Raw genomic sequence first — 21134 nt, 5'->3', positions numbered from 1 at the left:
CTTTTTTGGCAATGGTATGTCCAGCGAGGTGTCGTGAAAAACGGGGAGAACTAACAAAAATGATGGTATTTGCAGCTGTATGAGCCGACATGGAGGAAACAAGACCCGAAAAATACCATCACCCTGCAACCCATTGCCAACAAAGGATTTTAGTCATGCCACTGACTGACACCATGCTCAGAAATTTGAAGTCCGACGGTACTCCGGCAAAACTGGCCGACTCTGAAGGCTTGTATCTCTACCTCTCCGCTTTCGGCGGAAAATTATGGCGCATGGATTACCGCTATGCCGGAAAAAGAAAAACGCTCAGCTTTGGCGCGTACCCCGCCGTCTCCCTGAAAGATGCCCGCCGCAAGCGCGACAAGGCCAAGGAACTGCTTGCCAACGACATTGACCCCGGCGCTCAGAAAAAGGCTGTCAAGGAAGAAGCCGAAGCGGCGGCGCGTGAACAGGCGCTGACCTTTGCCGTTGTCGCTCAGGAATGGTTCGCCACCAGGCAGGATTCCTACGCGGCAGCCAATATTAAGAAAAAACAGTGGCTCATTTCCCTGCTCAATGAACGGATTGGCGATAAGCCCATCAGCAAACTTGTGCCAACCGATATTCTCGGCGCAATCAGGCCGGTGGAAGCCGCAGGTCATTCGGTCACAGCACACAAGCTGGCCGAAACCGCCGGACAGATCTGCCGTTTTGCCCGCACCTGTGGCTATATCGTCTTCAACCCGGCTGACGGCCTCAAGGAAGTCCTCAAGCCAATCCAGACAAAGCATTACGCCACCATCACCGATCCCGTCGCTGTCGGTCATCTCCTGCGCTGCATCGACGAATATCAGGGCGGAGCCGTTGTCGGTTATGCACTCAAGATTCTGCCCTATCTGGCATTGCGGAGTGCCGAGCTTCGCGGCGGACGCTGGTCTGAGATTGATCTGGACAAGGCGCTCTGGATTGTGCCAGCCGCCAGAAGGGAAAATGCCAAAGACGGCGGCGGCATGAAGATGCGCATTGCCCATGCCGTGCCCTTGCCCACTCAGGCGGTCAGACTTTTCCGGGAACTGCACCTGCTTACCGGCACCGGCGAACTGTGCTTTCCCGGACGTCATTCAGCTTCACAGTGCATTTCCGACATGGCGCTGTTGAACGGTATCCGCCGAATGGGCTTCAGCAAGGAAGAAATGACCATTCACGGTTTCCGCGCCATGTTCTCCACCATCCTGAATGAAAAGAAACTGGAATGGGGCTTTGACGGCGACATCATTGAGGCCCAGCTTGCCCACAAGGAACAAAATACCGTTCGTGATGCGTAAACCATGCGTCATATCTGGATAAACGCCGAGAATTACTTCAGAGATGGGCTGATTATCTGGACGAATTGCGCGAAGGTGTCGTGAACTAAACGACTATAGATATAGTGTTGTTTAGCCCCCGGACCTGGGCCGGGGGCTTGAAGTCAAATAAAATATATTTTTGAGGCTCTATAATGGTGGATAATTATATAAGTGAAATGAATGGTTATATATTAAGAATGGCTGAAATTGATGATATTGAAAAATATTATATCAATTATACTCCATTGGATAAAGAATTAATACGCCTCACAGGATGTAAAGATAAAATTACAAAAAATGAAATATGTAGTTTTGTTAAAAGTTATATAGAATCTAATGATAAATATTTATTTTTTATACTATCCCAAGATAATAGTATTATAGGTGAAACTGTAATAAATGAAATTGATTTCTATCATAAACATGCAAATTTTAGGATTGCAATTTTTAAAGATAATTATCGTAATCAGGGGTTAGGGGCATGGGCTATTAAACAGGCATGTGCTTTCGCATTCAACAATTTGATGCTTCATCGTTTATCGCTTGAGGTTTTTTCATTTAATTTAAGAGCCAAAGCTGCATATATAAAATGTGGATTCAAGCAGGAAGGGGTTTTACGAGAAGCGATAAAATCTGAAAACGGCTACAATGATATTATTTTAATGTCGATCTTATCACATGAATGGTTCAATTCATATTAAGTTTACTTTTGATATACCCCATAATTTATGTATAGTTATATAATTAATTCCTCATGCTATTGATGGTCTAAACGGTACCGATTGTTATCCTACTGTTCTCTTTGAGTGGTAGGGAATTTGGGCACTTCACTGCTTGAAGCCAAGAACTATTCAATTTGTCTCAAAAAATTGGCTACCATAAAATTTTTCTGAAAATTTCCCCTTTTTCATACATCCATATCAAACTGTATTGGACTGTATCGAACTGCATCACACGGTATCGTACTGTATCAACATTGTGGATTAATTGAATAAATGTGCTATAGCACTCCGTAATCACCAACTACATACGGAGTTATCGCTATGGCGACTGATATTCCTTCCACTGGTTTTCTTCGGCTTCCGCAAGTTCTGGAACTCTTTCCCATCAGCAAGAGTGCATGGTGGAAAGGCTGCGCAACCAGACGCTATCCCAAGCCTGTAAAAATCGGTCTGCGCACCACAGTATGGCGCGCCGAGGACATCAGGGCATTTATTGAACGTATCGGAAAGGAAGGAGAAGACCATGAATGATCTTCTCCATACTTTCCATGACGTGCTTGCTCAGCATGGTCTTATCCCTGAAGCAATCCTCGCGGACGGCACTCTTCACCGCTGTCCCACAGAAGGCAAGCCCCGCAAGCAGAACGGCGCGTACATTGCCCATCTGGACAAATCGGCCACTCTCTGGTGGTGCAACTGGGAAACCGACGATCAAGGCACGTTCTGCGCTGAAGAAAAGCAGACGCTTTCGGTTGAGGAAATGTCCGCATGGCGGGAACGTCAACAGTCCATACAGCGGCAACGCGAAACGGAATGTACCAAACGTCACGTTGAAGCAGCTCAACAGGCCAGACAGGAGTGGAGTTCGGCACGAGTGTGCGATGCCAACCATCCCTATCTGCGTCGCAAGGGCATTACAGCTTTTGAAGGTATACGGCAGGCGCGGGACGGTGTGTTGCTTGTTCCTGTTCTGGATACCGCAAATAATTTGCAAAGCCTGCAACGCATCTATCCTGATGGAACAAAGCGTTTTCTCGTGGGCGGCAAGGTATCTGGAGGACAATTCATCATTCAGGGACAGCCGGAAAAGCTCGTTGCTGTTTACGAGGGCTTTGTCACTGGTGCAAGCATCCATCTTGCCACAGGCTGGGTGGTCTATGTAGCTTTCTCCGTAAACAATCTTGCAACAGTTGCCAAGACCACAAAAGAACGGTTTCCGGACAAGACAATCATTATTTGCGGCGACAATGACGAAGCCGGGAGCAAGAAAAGCGAGGAAGCAGCTCAGGCCGAAAACGCACAACTTGTGTTTCCCAACTTCACCAATGACAACGGCACTGACTTCAATGCTCTTCACCAGATTGAAGGCATTGAAGCCGTTCGCAAAAGGCTCGTAAACAGAGTATTGGAGGCTAGCCTGTTGTCCTGATCGTCAAAGACATCTACTGACAAAAAGAGCTTTTCAACGTTGGTTGCGCTTTCAAAGAAAACTCCCTGACCGTCAAAGGTCAGTTGGTAGGAGTACATTCCTTGCGTCCAACCTGTATTGAAGTGCCAGAGAAGGATAGGGGCTGCGCTTGCTGATTGTACCGCGCTACCTGCGGAATTATGGTTGGAAGATTGAGGTTGCGCTGGACTGTCGGGAATCCGAACTCCTACAACCTGCCCAATATGGCTGATGCGCTGATATACGGTATCACATTCTTCCGCGCCCAATTTTTGCTGTTCGGCAACCCCGGCATGAAGACCGTTATCGAACATGGAAACGGGAACCTTCATGTCGATGCCTAGGTTGTTGGCCTAATACCAACGAATATAGGCATCAGTGAATGTGCGCCCGAAGATTACTGATCCCGGTAAAGCAAACGGAAAATCTTCCGAACAGAACTCCTTCCTCCCACATGACCCTGTTTAGGTCTTGGGCTACGGCAGAACCGCACGATAAAAATACAACAACCGAAACAATTATGCAGCGGAAAAGACGCTTCATACCATTCTCCCTTACATCATGATTGTAGCTGCCGTGGCTTGAATGACAGTCCGTATCTCGGATCGCTCCATTCCTTGTTGTCGGTACACACTCTGTCCCCGAACCGTTCACCGAAATTATTACGGGGAGCTTTTCGAGGGGAGTGCATGGAGCCGTTAAGGTTGTATGTTCCCATGATTTCATAGTTATTGTTGAACTCAACTCCTGACAGTCCGGATGTTATTGTGTTGATGACGCTCTCGGCGCTGTCGGATAGGGAATTTCCGGCACGGATGCGTAAGGTGTAGCAATTTGACGTTTCATCGATGCAGACAGAGAGAATGTACCTGTCACCGTCGCGCCTGTGTGATTTAACGACAACCTCATTTCTGAACAAAGGCGTGAAACCGCAAATTGCATTGTTGTTCAGCAGAAATGTTCCCTCCGGTGGGTAAGTGGCTTTTTACGTTTTTTGGATGAACAACAGCGTAGCGTTATATTCTGGCGCATTCTTAGGTATGAGATATTCCATGATGCCGCCGCTGGCCAGATGTTCAATACGATACCCTTCCGACATTTTCTCCGCGCTTTCCAACTCTCCGGTAAAATAGGAATCAAACCAGCATGAAAACGGTTCCGCCGCCTTCACAGGCACGCAGAATAACAATAACACGCATAGTGCCAGGATACTTTTCGCAATAGTCTTCATGGGATGTTCTTCCTCAAAAAATCAATATGACGGTGGTAAGGACATAGCTTCTTTCCATAATCGTTGCCATTCCTACGCATATACTTGAGCAAGTTCGGACATATTCCAGAGCATCAAGACATTTTCCGCATTTCGTGAGACAGTCGCCGCGCTGTAGTTGAAGCTGACCGTCTGCACATGCTTGTTGTCGATAACCATGAATTTGTGGTGCATGATGGCGTAATTGCCGTTTTTCCTCACAGGTATATTATGATTGGCAAGAAAGAGTGCCGTTGAGTACCTTCTGCTGTTGCTTTTCGCGTCTACCACCACGAGCACAGCCACTCCGTACTTGTACGCAGTCTGTAAGGCCCCGCTATTGGCTTGCTAGTAAAGGAGTATCCGGCTCTACCTGTATCTCGGTTTATGCGGAATCTATGCCTTTCAAAATGAGATGAAGAGCTTCTCCGTGTGGGGAAAAGCTACTTCTGGGTGGGAATCCGTTTTGGCATTCGCGTTTGACACTATGATGAAACACAGCCCCAAAAGCGGTAGCACTATCCGGTAGAGAGTTCTCTTATAGCTACGCACGGTTGTCATCCTCCCGCATGCAGGATGACAGCTTACATAAATAAGACTTTTAAATCGATAAATCTAATAGTTTGTTCGGGCCCAATCCAATTCATGAGATTATACAGGGTTGCAGAAACTCATGAGAGGATTTGATGGTCGAAAACAAACTTGCTTTGATTGTTGGTGAAAATATACCCGATAGGCGACGGAGGCTTGGCCTCAGTCAGAAGGAACTCGCGGAGCGGTTGGAGATAAGCCAAGATGCAATGGCAAGAATGGAGAAAGGCCGAATCGCGCCGAAGATGGGGCGACTACAAGATATCGCTGATACTCTACAATGTAGCCCTACCTGTTTCGCACTCACAATGAAGCTACAGAAGAGCGGGTGGTTACTATAGCCGACATATTAAAAACGCTTTCTGTGGACGGGCAAGAAGCGCTTGTGGAACTGGCCGCTAATACGGTGAGAGTGATGCAGGCAAACGTCAACTCCAAGTGAAACAAATGATAGATTTATGGCAAATTAACGCCGATCTTGAAGCATTAAAAAATCCTGTACCAGAGCAGAGCTTGAGAGATATCGTTCTGTCATTAGTGTATTTGGCATTTTGAATGATCTTGAGGATCATAATACTAACATCAAATTTATTACAATTTGGAATCTTTTCAAGAGACAATATTTTAGAACTCTGTTTCATTTTTGCTTATTCAAGATTGAACCATATTGAAACAAACATAAATAAAAAGTTTATTTCTGAACTATTTTTGTACTGCAGTATTAATAAATTTCAGAAATTGTCACCCATATCCTATGATCAAGAAGTATATACTCTTTATCGGAGTACTGCAGAATGCGAAGATGAGGAAAATGTGTATTGGTAATCTTGGACTGACAGCTATAATTCAGCTCTTGGGTTTGCCTTAAAGTACAACACTCATTTAAATATAAAGATGTAAAAGTATACAGGATTAATGTAAGAAAAGGGAATATTCTTTTCTATACCGATGCAAATCATGAGCATGAACTTTTCATTTCAACCGATGATGAATTCGGTAAGAAATCTATTTCACCTGAAATTTATATTGAACTGAGTGATGATCCATTGGTCGACCGATTCGAAAAGAACCAATTTTTCATTTTGATTTTATCCCACTGGTATTATAGAAATCAGCAAGAATGTTATATTGAGAACAAGGACTACCATGGGCTTTAAAAATTTTTCCTGAGCGGCAATTTGAATTTTTAAGCATTAATGAATATTATTACTGTTAACATAACTATTCTTCAAAAGAATAGTGTATATAAAGAATACATTGTTGCAGTATTTTGGGGATTTAATTCAAAAAAGGAAGAATGAACTACACATGGATATATCCAAATTTATTTTATATTGATAGGAATCGTCTTAAAGGATTGGCTCCACCCCCAGACAATAAAGTTATCTACACGCTATACCGTGGAGCGGTAATAAAAGCTTCGTATTCATCAACCAAAGAGGATGATGACCATAACATTGATTCACCTTCATGGACTGACAGTTATGAGATTGCTCATGACTATGCCCTAATACACATTAAACAGTAGCTGAGGAATCTCTGTTGTATATTCTGTACAAATTGCAGCTTGTTGTATACTCTATTTTCTTAAAGGCGAAACGGATCGTGAGTTTCTTGTAGACTTAGCTTCGGGACCATGCGGACAGCTTTATAAGACTTTGGACATTAACGATGACTTTTGAGTTTTTGGCACTAAATCATAATAAAATGTTACAGGATTCTTCCAATCTTGCTCTACCTGAATGGCAGAGTAAGATTGGAAGAGTCCCAATAGGTAAACTGGCGCTGATCTAATTATTTTCTCCCATCTGCACCTCAAAAGCCTGTCTTATCAGACTCATAATGTAAGGCAGCTCTTCGGGATTGGAGAAGAAAACCTCCACGTCCCCATTACCCCAGCGGCCGACATTTGTGATATCCCGGCACATTTCTCGGGGATCGATGAGGTCGTGATACTTCATATTTAATGAAAGACGGAGGCGCTTGGCCTGTGGGACCACATCCACAAAATTGGTTTCGGCCTTGAACGCGATGTATCGCTTCAATATTTCTTCGGAAACAACTGAATCCAGTGCAAGGACTTCTCGACGCAGCATTTCAAAAAGCTCTCTGGCCTCAGAATTTTGTAGATAGGAGTAATCTTCGAGAGAGTAGCCAGTGGCTGTCTGCAAAACTTGCGGCCGATAGCGCTCCAGGGTATCAGGTTCAAGTTTGGGATACGCCCATACTTTTGAAGCCAAATCAGAAAGTTTCGTTGCTCGCCTTTTTATCGCATCTTCATTCCAAACGACTTCCGCTCCCAGTCCCGCATTCAGGCGCAGAGGGCTTTCCCTGAAGCCTCCAGCCATATCCCTTTTTTCTTCAAACGGCCTGTCACTGTATTCGGAATTATAGCCGGTCAGCGTTAAATTGCCCAATGTATGCAGCCATTGTTCTTGGATGCGTTGCCAGTCTTCCCCCAAAGCTTCACGCCATTTTGCAGAAAGGTCCTTGTTCTGAGGCATGATGTGTTCAATGGTGTATTCTTCCACCGGCACCCGCTCTTTTCGGTCGTAATTTTCCATGCGCCGGGGCCAGTAACTGCGTAAGCGATTGGTATACAGATTTCGCACTTGGAGTTCGCGCTTAAACTCCTCATCATCAGGAAAACGCCGATACGAGGTAAGTAGCGCGAAGGTTGCTTTGACGCTTTCCAAGTATCGCTCTTTGTTCACGCTCCGAGAAAAAGTAGTAAAAGTCTTGTTCAATGAGTTCGTTGGTATTGCGCAGGCTGCCCGTCGGAAAACATAGCTTTCAATAAGACGGGTTGCCGCAAGCAGATCCTCTTTGCCCCACAAACCGGTTGCGTAGTCATGATACCACTCCAAAAGGAGAGGATAAGCGACATCCGCCTTGAGTTCCCGCAGGTCAATAAAGGCTTGGCGCAAGGCCTTATCTGGCTCTCCTCCCAAAACCATATTGCAGTAATAGCCCGCGTAGGCGTATAAATCGGCAACGAGGAACTCAATGCCTCTCTCAGCCATAGACGCTTGCTGGGCATATTTCTTAAAAGCAGTATACACTTGGTCAAAACGGGGAATATCGCCTGTTTTTGTGGTCAGGTAATGCCGCATAAATCCATCAAAATGTTCCTGATAGGCAGCTTGGCCAAAAGAGAGTTCCATGGGGCGCCAATATCTTTCATATAAGTCGCTTTGTTGCACTGTCCCCAATCCCATGAGTAAATAATTCCGGATGAGATCCGCCTGGCTGAGCGCGAGGCCAGTGGAATTCATGCTTTCAAAGATCAGCTGGGGGTTATCATGATCGCGGTTGAGGGCAATATCTACAACAAGGAGCTTTGTCATGCCTTTGCATACGACGGTAAGGTCGGTGCAACTTGCCAGTAGCTCTTTAAAAAGCTTAGAATTTTCCGTAATGGCTAACGACGGTTCCTGGGGGGCCGGCGCTCCAAGAATATGGAGCAGGCTGTTTCTATCGGTTTGTGACAATAACAGTTTATAATGCCTGTCTCCTTTTTCCAGGTGATTCAGCAGGTAATAATAGAGAATTTTTTCTTTGCTGAAGCCTTCTACAGGCTCTTCATCGCCCAGTGTATCCGCCAGAGCTGCCAGCAACAAGGTTACCGTGGTGAGCCGTTGTTGGCCGTCAATAACCAATAGAGGTGACTTGAGGGATACATTGGAGAGCCCTTCCTCTACGTAGACAATGGAACCAATGAAGTGCCCAGTGATATCCTCACTGCTACCGGCTCGGAGAATGTCATTCCATAGCTGGCGGCATTGCTGCTCAGTCCAGGAATAATTTCGCTGGTATATGGGAATAACGAACTGTGGGGCATTGTTAATGAAATCCAAAACGCGTGTTTCTTTTGCCTTCATGGAGCACACTCTCCCGGAAATTTTCTGTTAGCAGATTGCAGATACACTCCCAAAAGGAACCACTGCCTAGAGCTCTTAATAATACTGTTTCACATACCCATAAGCTTTATCGAACAGCTCTTGATCTTTGATTTGATACTTAACGTAGATAACTTTACGCAGTGCTTTCTGCACTTCGCGTTCACCCGCCGTTCCCTGCCAGCCAAGGAACCTAACCAGGCGCACGATTTTATCAATCTCAGTCACAATACGTTCAACAATGGTGGGGGTATCGCCGTTTTTGACTTCAGAAAAAAGCTCGGTCAGGGCCACCTTGGCTTTGTTCTGTTCATCAGCAGGATCAACTTCTTTTTCGGTCATCACCGTTTCTCTGGCCAAATCAAGCAGTACTTTCAGGAAATCGATACTGTGTAGAAGTCCTTGTTCGTGGCGTGTTTTCAGTTGTTCAAGCCGTTCACTGAGAGCGATAAAAACAAGATTGTGCTGGTGTTTACGTAGGCGAACCACAAGCTTGATTTCAATTTCCTTGGACTTTTTATTGGGATCTCGATCCCTTGTTAACACTTCCAGAACATCAGTATCTATCACCAGAGTTTCAAGATCGTCAATAACCGTTTCGAGATGGACGTTCTGATGCACCAGCTCAATAGTTTTTGCTCCCAGGGCATGCCAAAGCAGCTTGCCGTTCCCACTGGGGGCTTAACTGATTCATAGACTTTGGTGAGCCAACTATAGTCATTGGTGTGGGGAACAATAACTGAGTCAGGTGACAGAGCTTCCCAGAGACGAGAGAGCACGGAATACTGAGCCGCAAACGCATCACGCTTTTCATTATCAGGCAGGCACTGCTGAGCAGCGATGAGCCCTTCATGGCCTCCCACAGAGAGGTCTACTCCGGGGAAAAATGCTAGGCACTTCGCGACATGTTCGGGCAGGACTTTTTTAAGCTCTTCCAGATTTGTGATAACTTTTTGATACTCTGGTCGTCAAAGTCGAGCGCCGTACCAACCTCATCAAATACACCGAGGTAATCAACGATAAGGCCATGCGTTTTTTCGGCATAGACGCGGTTGGTTCTGCAAATAGCCTGAAGGAGATTGTGATCCTTCATAGGCTTGTCCAAATACATGACCTGCAAGATGGGCGCATCAAAATCAGTGAGGAGCTTTGAGGTCACAATAAGAAATTTCAGCAGATCAAGGGGATCGCGGAAACGGTCCAGTAACTTTTCTTCCGCATCCTTGGACAGCTTCCATTTGGCGTAATCGTCGGATTTACCGCCATGCGTATGCATGACAATGGTGCTGGCTTCAGGACCAACGAGCTCATTCAGAATATTCTTATAAAGAACGCAGCATTCCCGATCAAAGGTGATTACCTGCGCCTTGAAACCGTTGGATTTCACTTTGCTTTGGAAATACTGCACAATGTTTTCGCAAATGGCGCACACACGAGCAGGTACCTTGATAAGCACAGACATCCTAGCAGCCCGTTTTGCCAGATCATCTCGGTCTTCATCCTCCAGCGTATCCGTGAGATTGGTATAGGTCTCGTCAATAGCAGCGCGGTCAATACACAGTTGGACGTCCACAGCTTCAAAATGGAGAGGAAGCGTTGCCCGGTCCCGTATTGGATCCTGGAAAGAGTACCGGTTCATGTAGCCTTGCTCGTCCTCTTCCGCACCGAATGCCAAGAAAGCATTTCTATCTCGCTTATTGATAAGCGTACTAGTGAGGCCAAACAGGAAGACGTTGGGCAAAGTATGGCGCATCTGGCGGTCAAGGTTGCCTTCTTGGGTGCGATGAGCTTCATCCACCATAACGATAATATTTGAAAGGTCATTGATGCAGCTATCTGTCTCAGCAAACTTATAAATTGTAGTAATAATGATTTTGCGAGTATCTGCCTCCAGCAGCCGCTGCAATTCTTGCCGGGAATCTGTGCCGACTATATTGGAATATCTGTGGCGTTGAACGTGGCGGTTATCTGTGTGTCCAGATCGATTCGGTCCACGACGATTATGACGGTGGGATTACCCAGCTTGGGATACATGCGCAACTTTTGGGCGGCAAAGACCACTTGGCTCACAGGTCTTTGACCTTTTTTTGAGCCAATCAGAGCTTGCTTAGGATAACCCACCTTAAGCCCGAAACGAATTCCTTCAGTGGGGCCGGCACCCAGATTATCCTCGTTGGCGGCCGTCTTGTTGGCGACAAGCCCGCCGGTAATGGCATGAATATGCGTCCTGGGCACAAGGGGGGAGTTCCTTTTTCAATCGATCAAAAAATCCTGTGTCGTGGTGTTCTTGATATCCTCCTGAGGTTGAAATTCTTCAGTCGCCAGTGACGACACAGGATGATATGGGCAAATATTTTTCACAAACTTTGATCTATTTTCTTATAAAAAGATAATCTTAATTCATTTTCTAACTTGGTAACTCAGGAATTATAGATTACTGTCGAAGTATCATAACTTTTTTACGTTTAAGAATTGAAGGGTTGATCGCCATGAATAAAAATTTTAACTCCCCAAATTCCAAAGCTTCTATACGTGGGCCTGAAGCAGGACGGAATGACGCCGTGAGAAAAAATATCTGGCCAAAATCCAGCGACAATGCCCTATTGTAAACAGCGCTTTCTCTGGAAGTGAGTCTTCTCAGCACCGTCCATGGGTTAAGCAGATCATCAGGACCTATACTTGGGCTATTGGCTTTATTATGTCATACAAAACCAACATCAACCCGGTGCTGTTACAGTGCAAAAAGTTATTAGTTCTTGGCAAATGTAAAAAAACTTATGGTGTTATCAGCCCGTTGGAGTTTGTACATGAAGGTGTGAGCTTTATTAATATGCACGAGCGCAGAGACGCCGACAGAGTGCATGCTTTCAATTTGGCTCTGGCTGCGGCCTAGCCTTACAACCTATTTTTCCTGAATCATTTTATTCTGCATATCTTGAAATAGCCAATAGCAATGTGGATAGATTTGGTATAACAGTTGCTTTCATAATTTCAACTTTAGCTACGGCGTGTCATGGGAAAGTGTTATTTACCGAACATCAGCAAAATAAGTTAATTAGATTTTTACCAGTAGCTATAACAGGTCCTCAGCACAAAAAGGAAATGCAAGAATTATTGGAAAAAATATTTAAGCCTTTACTTGACTATCAAAAACGCCAGACAATATATGAAGAAAATATAACAAAGAAGAAAGAAATCGTTCGTATTCGGTGTCAATTAAATAGTAAAGTGACAGGCTCAAAAGAAGGTGGGCAGCTGCGCTCCAAACTCAAACAGCTTTTAGCCATATTGAGAGAAAAGACGCTGCTTGAAAAATATACACCGATGAAATTTTTTTAGTAGATCATGGAACATCCAGAAAGTTGCGGCATCGTTGATCTAGATGGGAATTTCTTTCAGGAATTGTAAGAAATACTCGCGGCATCAACAATATCGCCCGATTCTTGGCACCGGTTAAACCTGCAAACAGTATCCCGTTTGAGGGGCAATACGGCCAACGGCATGGAGTCCCACAGCGTGATTTTTTTTACGCCGGTGTCGCTACCTATAAGGAATTTTACTCGTTGCACACTCTTCACTCTTCGGAGAATATCTTTCCGAAATTTGTTTAGTTCCTATTTCTAATAACAGATGGCATGTCTCCACCCCAGGTACCAGTCCAAAGTGTGTAACGGTACTATGATAGGATGGCAGACATCATCCGCATAGCACAACACCTGGAACCAATCCCCCACTCAGTGACCAGCCACAACTTTTGCCCAGTTTTTGGACACAAAGGTTGCCCTCTGAAATTTTGGCTCCTATGCAATATGCTGAATGTTTACACCACACTCCACGAGACGGGACCATATTTTCCTCCCAGTAATGAACTTACCAGAGCTTGCTTTGTGCAGGTGTTGCTCAATAGCCGAAATCATTTCCAGAATACACCGTCTGTGAAAGCTGCTTTCAGCGTAGCAACTAGAATCAAAAAATTCCTTCTCCGCAGAAAATATAGCTACTTTCGGTTGCGCCTCTTACAACATAACGTTCTGGGCAACCTGAAAAGAGCTGATATTCAGGAAGCGATCGGCTGGATGATTGACGAGGGCGACATAGCTAAGGTACATCCTCAACAGAAATAAGCAGTCCCCCCAACCATGGAGCCTATCAGCGGAAAAATGGATAAAAAGGTTGTATTTTCAACATGCTGTGGAATGAAGCTATATGCTGTGATAGCTCCGTCGGAAAAAGAGCACTGCTGTGAAGCAGTTAATTGTGGCTCTGTCCATCACCTTGGCTGTGAGGCCATTCTAGTGTCTAACAGCATTAATGGTTGGCTCCGATCCTCTGGCGATGGGGCGGGACATGAAAATTTCTATGTGGTAGCCGTACGGGGCGCTGTAACACGCCGTGCCAGCGTCAGTTTTTGTCGACGCAGGAATCGGGGCCCTATTTTATAGGAGCCCTCCCAACGGCTTGGCAAGTGCTCCCTTAATTACTGTCCAGCCTTTGCAGAATGCCGCTGATGGCCACGCGGATGCCCTCTTGGGTATAAAAACTTCCGTTGACCAGGGCATGCGTCTTGAGTACCCGTTCAAAGGTCGCCAGTACGATGTCTTCCGGGCTACGAGGATTGTTCCAGAAGGCATCCAGCGGCATTTCCGCGCTGTTCGCCGCCAGGCCGGGCATGGCGTAGATGGACGTGCCCACGCAGTAGACCGGCTTGCCCTGACGCAGGGCGGAAATCCCTATGGTGGAGTTCAGAACCACCACGCCGAGGCTTTTGTCCATCATCTGATGCGCCTTGCCGCCCTCGATGAAGTGTACCCGGTCGCTGATGCCGCAGGCCACGGCGAATGAGGCAATGAAGCCCGCATAGTCGATAAGGCCGTTGTCCAGAGGATGATTGCGGATGAGGATGTGGGTATCCGCAGGGGCGCTTCGGGCAAAGGAAGTCAGCACGCAGGCGATGGCCTCCTTCATGCCGCTGTAGGGCGAATAACGGCGGACCTGAGAGTCGGCGTCGAGCTGGAGGGGAAAGAGGAAGTATGGCGCATGCGAGCGGTACGCGGCCCGAAGGGCCTGAGCGGAACGTTTTCGCCGTGCGGGGCGGCTCAACACACGCAGAAACCAGCCCCAGACTTCCCGGCTGGCGCTTTGTGGGCGGTGTGTCTGAAAGTGCCGGAAAAACGGCCAGAGAAAGATGGTTCCCGCATAATGGGCGATGGCCCGCCATGTCTTGACGGCCTGGGGGTTACCGACTTTCCGGGCTTCAGGAACGTCCGGGCATCGGGCGGCAAGTTCCGCCATGTCTTCCCTTGTGTGCGGCAGGGAGGAAAGGCCGTTCACGCCGCCCTGTTCCATTGTGATATAGTCCGGGCGCAGATAGCCTTCCTCATAGGCCCAAATACGGATACCCCGGACTTTGGCCAGCAGGACGGCTTCCCGGTGCAATGGCCGCCAGTCCCCGAATACATGAAGATCCGTCACCTGTTCCTTATCCATGAGCCGGGCAATCCATTCGCTCCAGACCGTGGGCTTTTTCCTGAACAGCCGGGTGTGGGGCCGGGGCCAGTCCACCACGTCGCCGCCGCAGCAGTTGACGCGGATGACCGTATCCCCCTGACGGGCCAGCGCCCGCCCAAGACGCCGAAAAAAGGGGCCGTGCGGCCCCTGGAGAAAGAGATGGGTTTTCATCGTCCCATCCTCCGCAGGAAGCCGCGTGCGGCAGAGGCAAGCCGCGCCCAGACACGGCCCCGCATCTGGCCGTCCGGCTGGAGCAGACGGCGGCAGGCATCCTCCGCCCGACAGAAATTTTCCGTCTGCCAGTCGTAATAAGAAGGGTAGAGCAGCAAGGCTCCGGCCACCAGTTCATCCAGATTCAGGCGAGCCTTGCGGCGGGGGAAGGATTGTTTGTCTTCCGTCAGCCCCCATCCCGCGTAGAACGGCCCGCCGTAGGTGCATACTTTGACCCCACGCAACAGGGCCTCAAAGCCGGTCTGTGAAGTCAGGGTATGCACCTCATGGATCAAGGAAAGCAGGCGGCCCATAGGATAGCCGCGCAGTGTGGCGTCCGCATAACGCCGGGTTTCCGTTTCGGGGATCGCACCCTGGCGGTTGCCCCGCTCCACATCCGGGTGGGGCTTATAGACGATGAAGGCGTCCGGCCTGGCTTCCCGCACGGCCCGCAGCAAATCCAGATTGGCCATGCCGAAGCCGCCGCAGCGCACGGAGGCGTCGTCTTCCACCTGCCCCGGCACGAGGACGATCTTTTTTCCTTCCGGAAACTTTGGCGGCAGAGCGGCGCGGAAGCCGGTATTGTATTTGGTCAGCCCCTTTTCCAGAATCAGGGCGCGCAGGGCGGCGGCGCGTTCCAGCAGCGCGGCACGGTCGGGGTGTTCCGGCATGGCGTTGAGGATGTCTTCCAGTTCGCTGGGCCGGGAAGGATCGTAATAAATGCCCTTTCTGTCCACCACCAGGGAATAGGGCCAGTTGAAATCCGAACCCAGCCCCACGGAGCGGATGAATCCGTCCTCCATGCGTGCCAGCGTGACTCCCGCATCGTCACATTCCTTTTGCAGCGATGCATCCACACCGGATGACCATGCGACGATTTCCCCGCCGTTGGCCCATGCCGAAAGGACGGCCCGTTTTTCGTCCCGGAAAAATGTCGTTTCACCGCCGGTGGAGTGCAGGTAGGCCCGCGCATAGGGCCGTTTCCACCACGGAAACCCCACGCAGGCATGGAAACGGCGGTTGCGCTCATTCTGCTTTCGCTGTTCGGCCAGCAGGCCGATGACGTCATGGATGTCGCAGCGTTCGCCGCGTATGGGATTCACATAGCGGGCATACAGCAGGTAGGCGGCGGCAAAGATTTCCTCAAGGCTCCGTTTCCGCTGGCGGCGTGGGCAGGTCTGCCTGTCCCTGGTCAGTCCCCACCCGGCATAGAAGGGCATGCCGAAGCAATGGACTTCCTTGCCGAGCATGAGCGCCTCAAAACCCATCTGGGAGGTGACCGTGTAGACTGCATCCGCCCCGGCCAGCAGGGAGAGCGGTGCATAATCTTCCGCAATGACCCGCACGCCGTGCCCGGCGGCATGCTCGGCAAGATAGCCGCACTTTTTCCCGGCAATGACATCAGGATGCGTTTTTACCCGGACATGGGAAAGCGGGTATGCCGTCAGGACTTCTTCCAGCATGGCCCGAAACGTGGCCTCGTCCGCGCTGCCTAGCGTGACGCTGGCGTCACCCATCGTCTGGTCGAGAACCAGCACGCGGGGAGCCGGTGTTGTCTCCCACAGCTCTTGCGGCGCATCGGGAGCGTGGTTGTACTTGCTCAGATTATGCCGAATGATGTCCCGCATGGCGCGCCGGGCGGAATCCAACAGCTCCGGCGTTTCCCAGCCGGAAGCATTGAGAAGAGCCTCCAGATCGGATGGTTCTCCGGCGTCATAGTAGATGCCCGTATGGTCCACCACCAGAGAGAGCGGCTGCGCCCCCTTGCAGCCAAGGTCAAGGGAGCGCAGAAAGCCGTCCTCAAGCGCGATGTAGGGGAGATTATTCCGGGCAGCGTAGCGACGGGCCTTGTCCGCTGTGGGCTTGTGGCCCCAGCCGAGGACACAAGAAAAGGATCCGTTACGGTGGACTGAAACCCAATGTATGGAACTACCGAGAAAGGTAGACAGGTTTGTCAAACGATAAAGTTTCCATGAGTGGGGCAGAAGATGGTGATCAGTGTTTTCAGTCGTCAAATTGGTTTCATTATGTGTCATAAGTCAGTACCTGCATTTTCGGTACATCAGGGCATACTCTATTTCAATCTGTCCGGAAGAGCAGATGCTTTGGCTGAGTTTTGCAGAAACCTTACGTTTCTTGATGCAGCTAGGCCAATCTTCAAGAAATTGGCACAGACAGGAGTTCCTAATTTGGGAACTCCTGTGAGCATTGATAGTTGGAATTGCGTTCGCCGTGAAAAACAAGGGAAACAGGATCATAGGAACAGTATTCCTGAAAGGGAACGGAACAGATTTACGATACTGTTACTGCACGTGATAGAGCATCAATAAGATCAATACCATCCCAGACAAGGGAAAAATCCATGGAATGGCCTATAGGAACAATGCGATCTACGCCTGCTGGGCGGCAGTGAGTCACAAAATTTTCTAGTTCAGTCTTGTCCAGTCCCCAGTATGTGATGGTCTGGCAACGTCGAGTACAGAGAGGCAAGATAGCTTCCAGTCTTTCTGCTTCATACTCAAAGAAAAAGCCGCTGTGATATTTAAGATCAAGAAGTCCTGCATCTAACTTGTCAACAAGAACCCGTGTTATCAGCCAGTCTTGTTCTGGTTCAAGGCGGGCATGTCGTTGGGCAGCCGCCATGCAAAGGGAGTCCAGTTTTCCTACGGTCTGTACAGGTGTAAGCGCATAAAGTGCTGCGGCTTCCCGCGCTTCATGCCAGAAAATGTTTCGGGCTTGGGCCTTCTGATCCCCCAACCAAACTACAAGAAACGGCGATGTACAGGCATTTTGGTCGGATAGGAAGGTATCGTTATAAAAATGCAGAGCTAGAGCCCGCTTGTCCGGGGCCTTGAGATATGCATCCGCCTGGATCACAAGAAAGGATACGCGATCGGCAAAGGGAATTTCTGTTGCGCGTGGGGGAAGCGGTGAACGGCGTATCCTTGTTACCGTGTCATCGCCGCCCCAGACAATACGGACATCACAGTGTGCTGAGAACCAATCGTTCAGAAGTGGTGATCCAGCATAACGCACCATACATACATAAGGGACAAGCTCACGAAATGTATCACGCAAAAGGGCTGCAATGACCTTACAGATACACTCTACCTGGGGAAATGCCTTGGCTGGAAGACGAATAATATTGGCGTTTCCAGCAAGTAGACCAGCAACAAAGCTGAAGGCAAAGTTGACTGGCACGTTGGAAGGCGTGCTATGAAAAATGACGCCCCGACCAAGACGGATTCCCCGGTTGCCATAGGCTGCTTTTTCTTTTTCCAGAGCTGCCCGGCGACACCAGAAGGCAAATGTTGCCACATCGGGATAGCGTGCGGTATCGCGCAGCAACTGTTCTGACAGGGCTTGTAGAAAATCCAGAACAAGATCGTCAAAGGGAACGCGCGCTGGCAGGTACGGCATGGCGTTCACAATGGTATCTGACCCAATGACATAGCTCAATTTCTCACGATCAGGCATAACTTGCGGCATAGGTATCACTACAACCTCGAATTTCAGCGTTTTTCAATCGTCCATGGATGATGAAGTACTTGCCAAAACGACCGCAGGGGCAGTCATCTTCACCAAGCAAAGTCCCTTCATCTTCTGTAAGCAGCGAATGTCCCGGATAGGACTCAGGCAGAATCGAGAGCGTTTGTACAATTCCCCTTTCACCTGGCGAGCAGACAGACAGATCGCGTGGACGACGCATGATAATATCGGCAAATATGGACGTATGTAGATGACCATATTCGCATTCTAGGGCAATGCAGCCGGTCTGTTCCACCATCCCGTAGTAATCATGAACAGATCGGAGACCACTGACATCATAGAGAGCCTGCTTAAAGCCCACAGGATCAAGTGATTCAGTTGCGAGTTTTTTCCAACCACCTCCATGAATGAGCAGTCCATTTGAGAAGTCGAGTCGGCGGTGTGCGTTTTGCAGTGCCTTATAAACATGCTGCCAGATCATAAATGTGAAACCAAAAAGCAGAATACGTTGCCCCTCATGGCGTTCCAAAAAGGATTCAATAGCGGGAAAATCCAGTTCCATCGCTTCATTGAGGGCATAGGTTCTGTCCATACCAAACAACGAAAAGCCCAAAATCCCGGCTCCACGCGCTGAAAACATGTATCGATTTTTCAGTACGGAAGGGGTGTCCAGAATGAGCATGGGCATTCTGGATGCCCCGGTAAATGCTTTGAACGTGGCCGCTAGGGCTTTTTGCTGGTTCGTAGCTGTGTGTTTGTCTAGAAAAATACGCGAAACGGCCTGACCGGTTGTGCCAGACGATGTTAGGACCTTAACAACGTCATCTTGTGGAATACTCTTGAGTTCCAGTTTCTTGAAGAGGCTTACCGGTAGAAAAGGCACACACTCACAGTCTTGTGCATGATCGTCAGGAGACACGCCGAGAGCGTCCAGGATGCCCTGGTATACCGTACAGGTTTCATAGTGTTGCCGCGTGAGATTCCACAGATGACTACTGAGCATTGCCTGCTTTGTCTTGGCGTTTACTCCAAAGGGAGGCAGATTGAAAACATCATTCAAATTATGCATAGTATGTCTCAAGGGCCTGGTACAGTGTCTTACCAGAAGTATTTTGGGGAATGGCCTCAATAGGGATAAGTCGGAAGGCACTGTGGTGGAGCCGTGTTTTGTCAGTGAGAAATTTTTTTACGGTTTCGCCGAGAGTGGCATCTGTGATGAACACATACATAAGATCATCTACTCCAGCACAGGCAGAGTCTATTGCAGGAAACGCTTCACGGAGTAGGCATTCAATCTCGTCAAGATTAACCCTGTTGCCGAAAATTTTTAAAAATCGTTTTTTCCGGCCCACTACCGTGAAAAAACCATCGGCATCAAATTTGGCCATATCACCGGTATGGAGAACACCATGCCGCTCATCGCCATGATCTAGATCTTCACCACATTCAGCATAACCCGGCGTCACATTGGGGCCTTTATAGATAAGTTCCCCTATTACCCCCGGTGTGCTAATGACAGTTCCATTAGTGTCAATGAGAGAAAAGCTACCTCCGGGGATGGCAATACCCATGCAGCCATATTTTTCTCGTGCCTTTTCCCATGGAAGATATCCCATGCGCGGAGAGGCTTCTGTCTGACCGTACATCACATAAAATGTTCGTCCGTTTTTTTCAGCCCAAGCAATGAATTCATCTTGGAGATCCGGCGGGAGCTTACCTCCTGCCTGGTTGAGACTCCGCAGACTGGGCAGGTCCATACGGAAGAAACCCAGACGCTTGAGCATTGCATACGTATAGGGTACGCCCGCTATGGATGTAGCCTCACACGCCTTGAAACGTTCCCAGAAAGTTTTCTGCATCACAGTATGTTCCGTTAGAATGATGGTGGCACCAACGGCAAGATGAATATTGAGTACAGACAGCCCATAGGTGTAATGCATGGGCAGCGTGGTAATGGGACGTTCTGCTGGGGTGATAGCTAGGTAATCAATAATTGAGCGTATATTGGAACGCAGGTTCTCACGTGTATGTCGGACTAGTTTAGGGCTGCCCGTTGAGCCGGAGGTGGTGAGCAGTAGACAAAGATCGTCATGCAGTGGATAGCCTTCACCATAACCGGTTTCCAGCAATGTATATCCCCAGACATGGTGACGCGGGGTCATGTCTGCAAAACGAACTGCCTTCTCGTCCGGCACCCACAAAAATGCCGGTTTATAAACGCGCAGCAACGTATCAAGCAGCGCAGGATCAAGTTCTTCTGCCAGCAAAAGCGGGACCAGCCCATGGTTAAGGCAGGTCGTATAACCCAATACTGAACCAGCACTATTGCGGCACAGACAAAAGATCAGGCAACGTTCTGGTATGGTAGATGACAGACGCTGAATTTCCCTGCTCAGTTCTGCATAGCTTATTGTCCTACCATCATCACAGAACAATGCTGGAGATGTGGAAAATCGCTCAAAAGAGAACATCATATTTCTCCAGAATTTCTTTTCCATGTTCATATGAATTAAAATCCAGAATATCCTCTGTATCAAACATGATATCAAAAGTACTTTCCAGACCGGCGATCAAGCTCATATGTCCTACAGAGTCCCATTCATTTATTGATCGGTAGGTCAGTCCTGTCAGTTTGCTCTCTGTGATATTCAAGACTTTACAAAAAACATCATTGTATTTTTCAAGATTAGTCAT

General features: G+C 48.3%; 17 protein-coding genes and 2 pseudogenes. 7 read left to right on the top strand and 12 right to left on the bottom strand.

Annotated features, from left to right (window positions below; all coding sequences use genetic code 11):
• The first annotated feature begins 155 nt into the window (after window positions 1-155).
• The 5 genes from AC6I1V_RS04630 (at window position 156) to AC6I1V_RS04610 (ending at window position 3838) form a co-directional block, all read left to right on the top strand.
• Complete coding sequence (locus AC6I1V_RS04630; protein ID WP_486854394.1) at window positions 156-1304, top strand: tyrosine-type recombinase/integrase; 1149 nt, start codon at window positions 156-158, stop codon at window positions 1302-1304.
• Window positions 1305-1477: 173 nt separating this feature from the next.
• Complete coding sequence (locus AC6I1V_RS04625) at window positions 1478-2026, top strand: GNAT family N-acetyltransferase (protein WP_486854395.1); 549 nt, start codon at window positions 1478-1480, stop codon at window positions 2024-2026.
• A 342-nt stretch (window positions 2027-2368) separates the two neighbouring features.
• Entirely contained in the window at window positions 2369-2578 is a 210-nt protein-coding gene (locus AC6I1V_RS04620; protein ID WP_486854396.1) for a helix-turn-helix transcriptional regulator, read from the top strand.
• Window positions 2571-3476 (top strand): toprim domain-containing protein, encoded by a 906-nt coding sequence (locus tag AC6I1V_RS04615; RefSeq protein WP_486854397.1) that lies wholly within the window; start codon window positions 2571-2573, stop codon window positions 3474-3476. The genes AC6I1V_RS04620 and AC6I1V_RS04615 overlap by 8 nt, the downstream gene beginning before the upstream one ends.
• A gap of 179 nt (window positions 3477-3655) precedes the next feature.
• Window positions 3656-3838 (top strand): hypothetical protein, encoded by a 183-nt coding sequence (locus AC6I1V_RS04610; RefSeq protein WP_486854398.1) that lies wholly within the window; start codon window positions 3656-3658, stop codon window positions 3836-3838.
• Between the two features lie 641 nt (window positions 3839-4479).
• On the opposite strand, the gene AC6I1V_RS04605 is transcribed toward AC6I1V_RS04610, so the two are convergent.
• Together AC6I1V_RS04605 and AC6I1V_RS04600 are read right to left on the bottom strand one after the other, a co-directional pair.
• Entirely contained in the window at window positions 4480-4725 is a 246-nt protein-coding gene (locus tag AC6I1V_RS04605; RefSeq protein WP_337432085.1) for a hypothetical protein, read from the bottom strand.
• A gap of 72 nt (window positions 4726-4797) precedes the next feature.
• Window positions 4798-5064: pseudogene (locus AC6I1V_RS04600) on the bottom strand (phospholipase D-like domain-containing protein); the annotation flags it as partial.
• Between the two features lie 365 nt (window positions 5065-5429).
• On the opposite strand from AC6I1V_RS04600, the gene AC6I1V_RS04595 reads away from it, so the two are divergent.
• Entirely contained in the window at window positions 5430-5675 is a 246-nt protein-coding gene (locus AC6I1V_RS04595; RefSeq protein WP_486854399.1) for a helix-turn-helix domain-containing protein, read from the top strand.
• Between the two features lie 1449 nt (window positions 5676-7124).
• On the opposite strand, the gene AC6I1V_RS04590 is transcribed toward AC6I1V_RS04595, so the two are convergent.
• From AC6I1V_RS04590 to AC6I1V_RS04575, 4 genes and pseudogenes are all read right to left on the bottom strand, one after another.
• Entirely contained in the window at window positions 7125-9215 is a 2091-nt protein-coding gene (locus AC6I1V_RS04590; RefSeq protein ID WP_497736908.1) for a GmrSD restriction endonuclease domain-containing protein, read from the bottom strand.
• A 75-nt stretch (window positions 9216-9290) separates the two neighbouring features.
• Window positions 9291-9854, bottom strand: a complete 564-nt coding sequence (locus AC6I1V_RS04585) for a hypothetical protein (protein WP_497736907.1) — start codon at window positions 9852-9854, stop codon at window positions 9291-9293.
• A 268-nt stretch (window positions 9855-10122) separates the two neighbouring features.
• Window positions 10123-10509 carry a type I restriction enzyme subunit R domain-containing protein gene (locus AC6I1V_RS04580; protein WP_497737100.1) on the bottom strand — a complete coding sequence of 129 codons (387 nt, stop codon included), beginning with the start codon at window positions 10507-10509 and terminating at the stop codon, window positions 10123-10125.
• A gap of 273 nt (window positions 10510-10782) precedes the next feature.
• A pseudogene (locus AC6I1V_RS04575) lies at window positions 10783-11267 on the bottom strand (DEAD/DEAH box helicase family protein); the annotation flags it as partial.
• Window positions 11268-12188: 921 nt separating this feature from the next.
• Here AC6I1V_RS04575 and AC6I1V_RS04570 point away from each other — a divergent pair.
• Window positions 12189-12572, top strand: a complete 384-nt coding sequence (locus AC6I1V_RS04570) for a hypothetical protein (RefSeq protein ID WP_302551970.1) — start codon at window positions 12189-12191, stop codon at window positions 12570-12572.
• A 1134-nt stretch (window positions 12573-13706) separates the two neighbouring features.
• Here the strand turns inward: AC6I1V_RS04570 and AC6I1V_RS04565 are convergent.
• The 6 genes from AC6I1V_RS04565 to AC6I1V_RS04540 all read right to left on the bottom strand — a co-directional run bounded on the left by AC6I1V_RS04565 (window position 13707) and on the right by AC6I1V_RS04540 (window position 21134).
• Complete coding sequence (locus AC6I1V_RS04565; protein WP_497736906.1) at window positions 13707-14912, bottom strand: capsule polysaccharide biogenesis protein; 1206 nt, start codon at window positions 14910-14912, stop codon at window positions 13707-13709.
• On the bottom strand, window positions 14909-16909 hold the full coding sequence (locus tag AC6I1V_RS04560) for a capsule polysaccharide biogenesis protein (RefSeq protein ID WP_497736905.1): 2001 nt from the start codon (window positions 16907-16909) through the stop codon (window positions 14909-14911). The genes AC6I1V_RS04565 and AC6I1V_RS04560 overlap by 4 nt, the downstream gene beginning before the upstream one ends.
• Window positions 16910-17243: 334 nt before the next feature.
• Window positions 17244-18440, bottom strand: coding sequence for an acyl-CoA reductase (locus AC6I1V_RS04555; protein WP_497736904.1), 1197 nt, complete (start codon window positions 18438-18440; stop codon window positions 17244-17246).
• Window positions 18421-19509: a LuxE/PaaK family acyltransferase gene (locus AC6I1V_RS04550; protein ID WP_497736903.1), complete on the bottom strand. Its 1089-nt coding sequence runs from the start codon at window positions 19507-19509 to the stop codon at window positions 18421-18423. The genes AC6I1V_RS04555 and AC6I1V_RS04550 overlap by 20 nt, the downstream gene beginning before the upstream one ends.
• Complete coding sequence (locus tag AC6I1V_RS04545; protein ID WP_497736902.1) at window positions 19502-20944, bottom strand: AMP-binding protein; 1443 nt, start codon at window positions 20942-20944, stop codon at window positions 19502-19504. Before AC6I1V_RS04545 ends, AC6I1V_RS04550 begins: the two co-directional genes overlap by 8 nt.
• On the bottom strand, window positions 20898-21134 hold the full coding sequence (locus tag AC6I1V_RS04540; RefSeq protein WP_497736901.1) for a hypothetical protein: 237 nt from the start codon (window positions 21132-21134) through the stop codon (window positions 20898-20900). Before AC6I1V_RS04540 ends, AC6I1V_RS04545 begins: the two co-directional genes overlap by 47 nt.

The sequence above is a fragment of the Bilophila sp. T19-St14 genome, assembly GCF_059728385.1.
The sequence above is the reverse complement of the archived record's forward strand: the minus strand, read 5'-3'. Positions and strand labels throughout refer to the sequence as shown.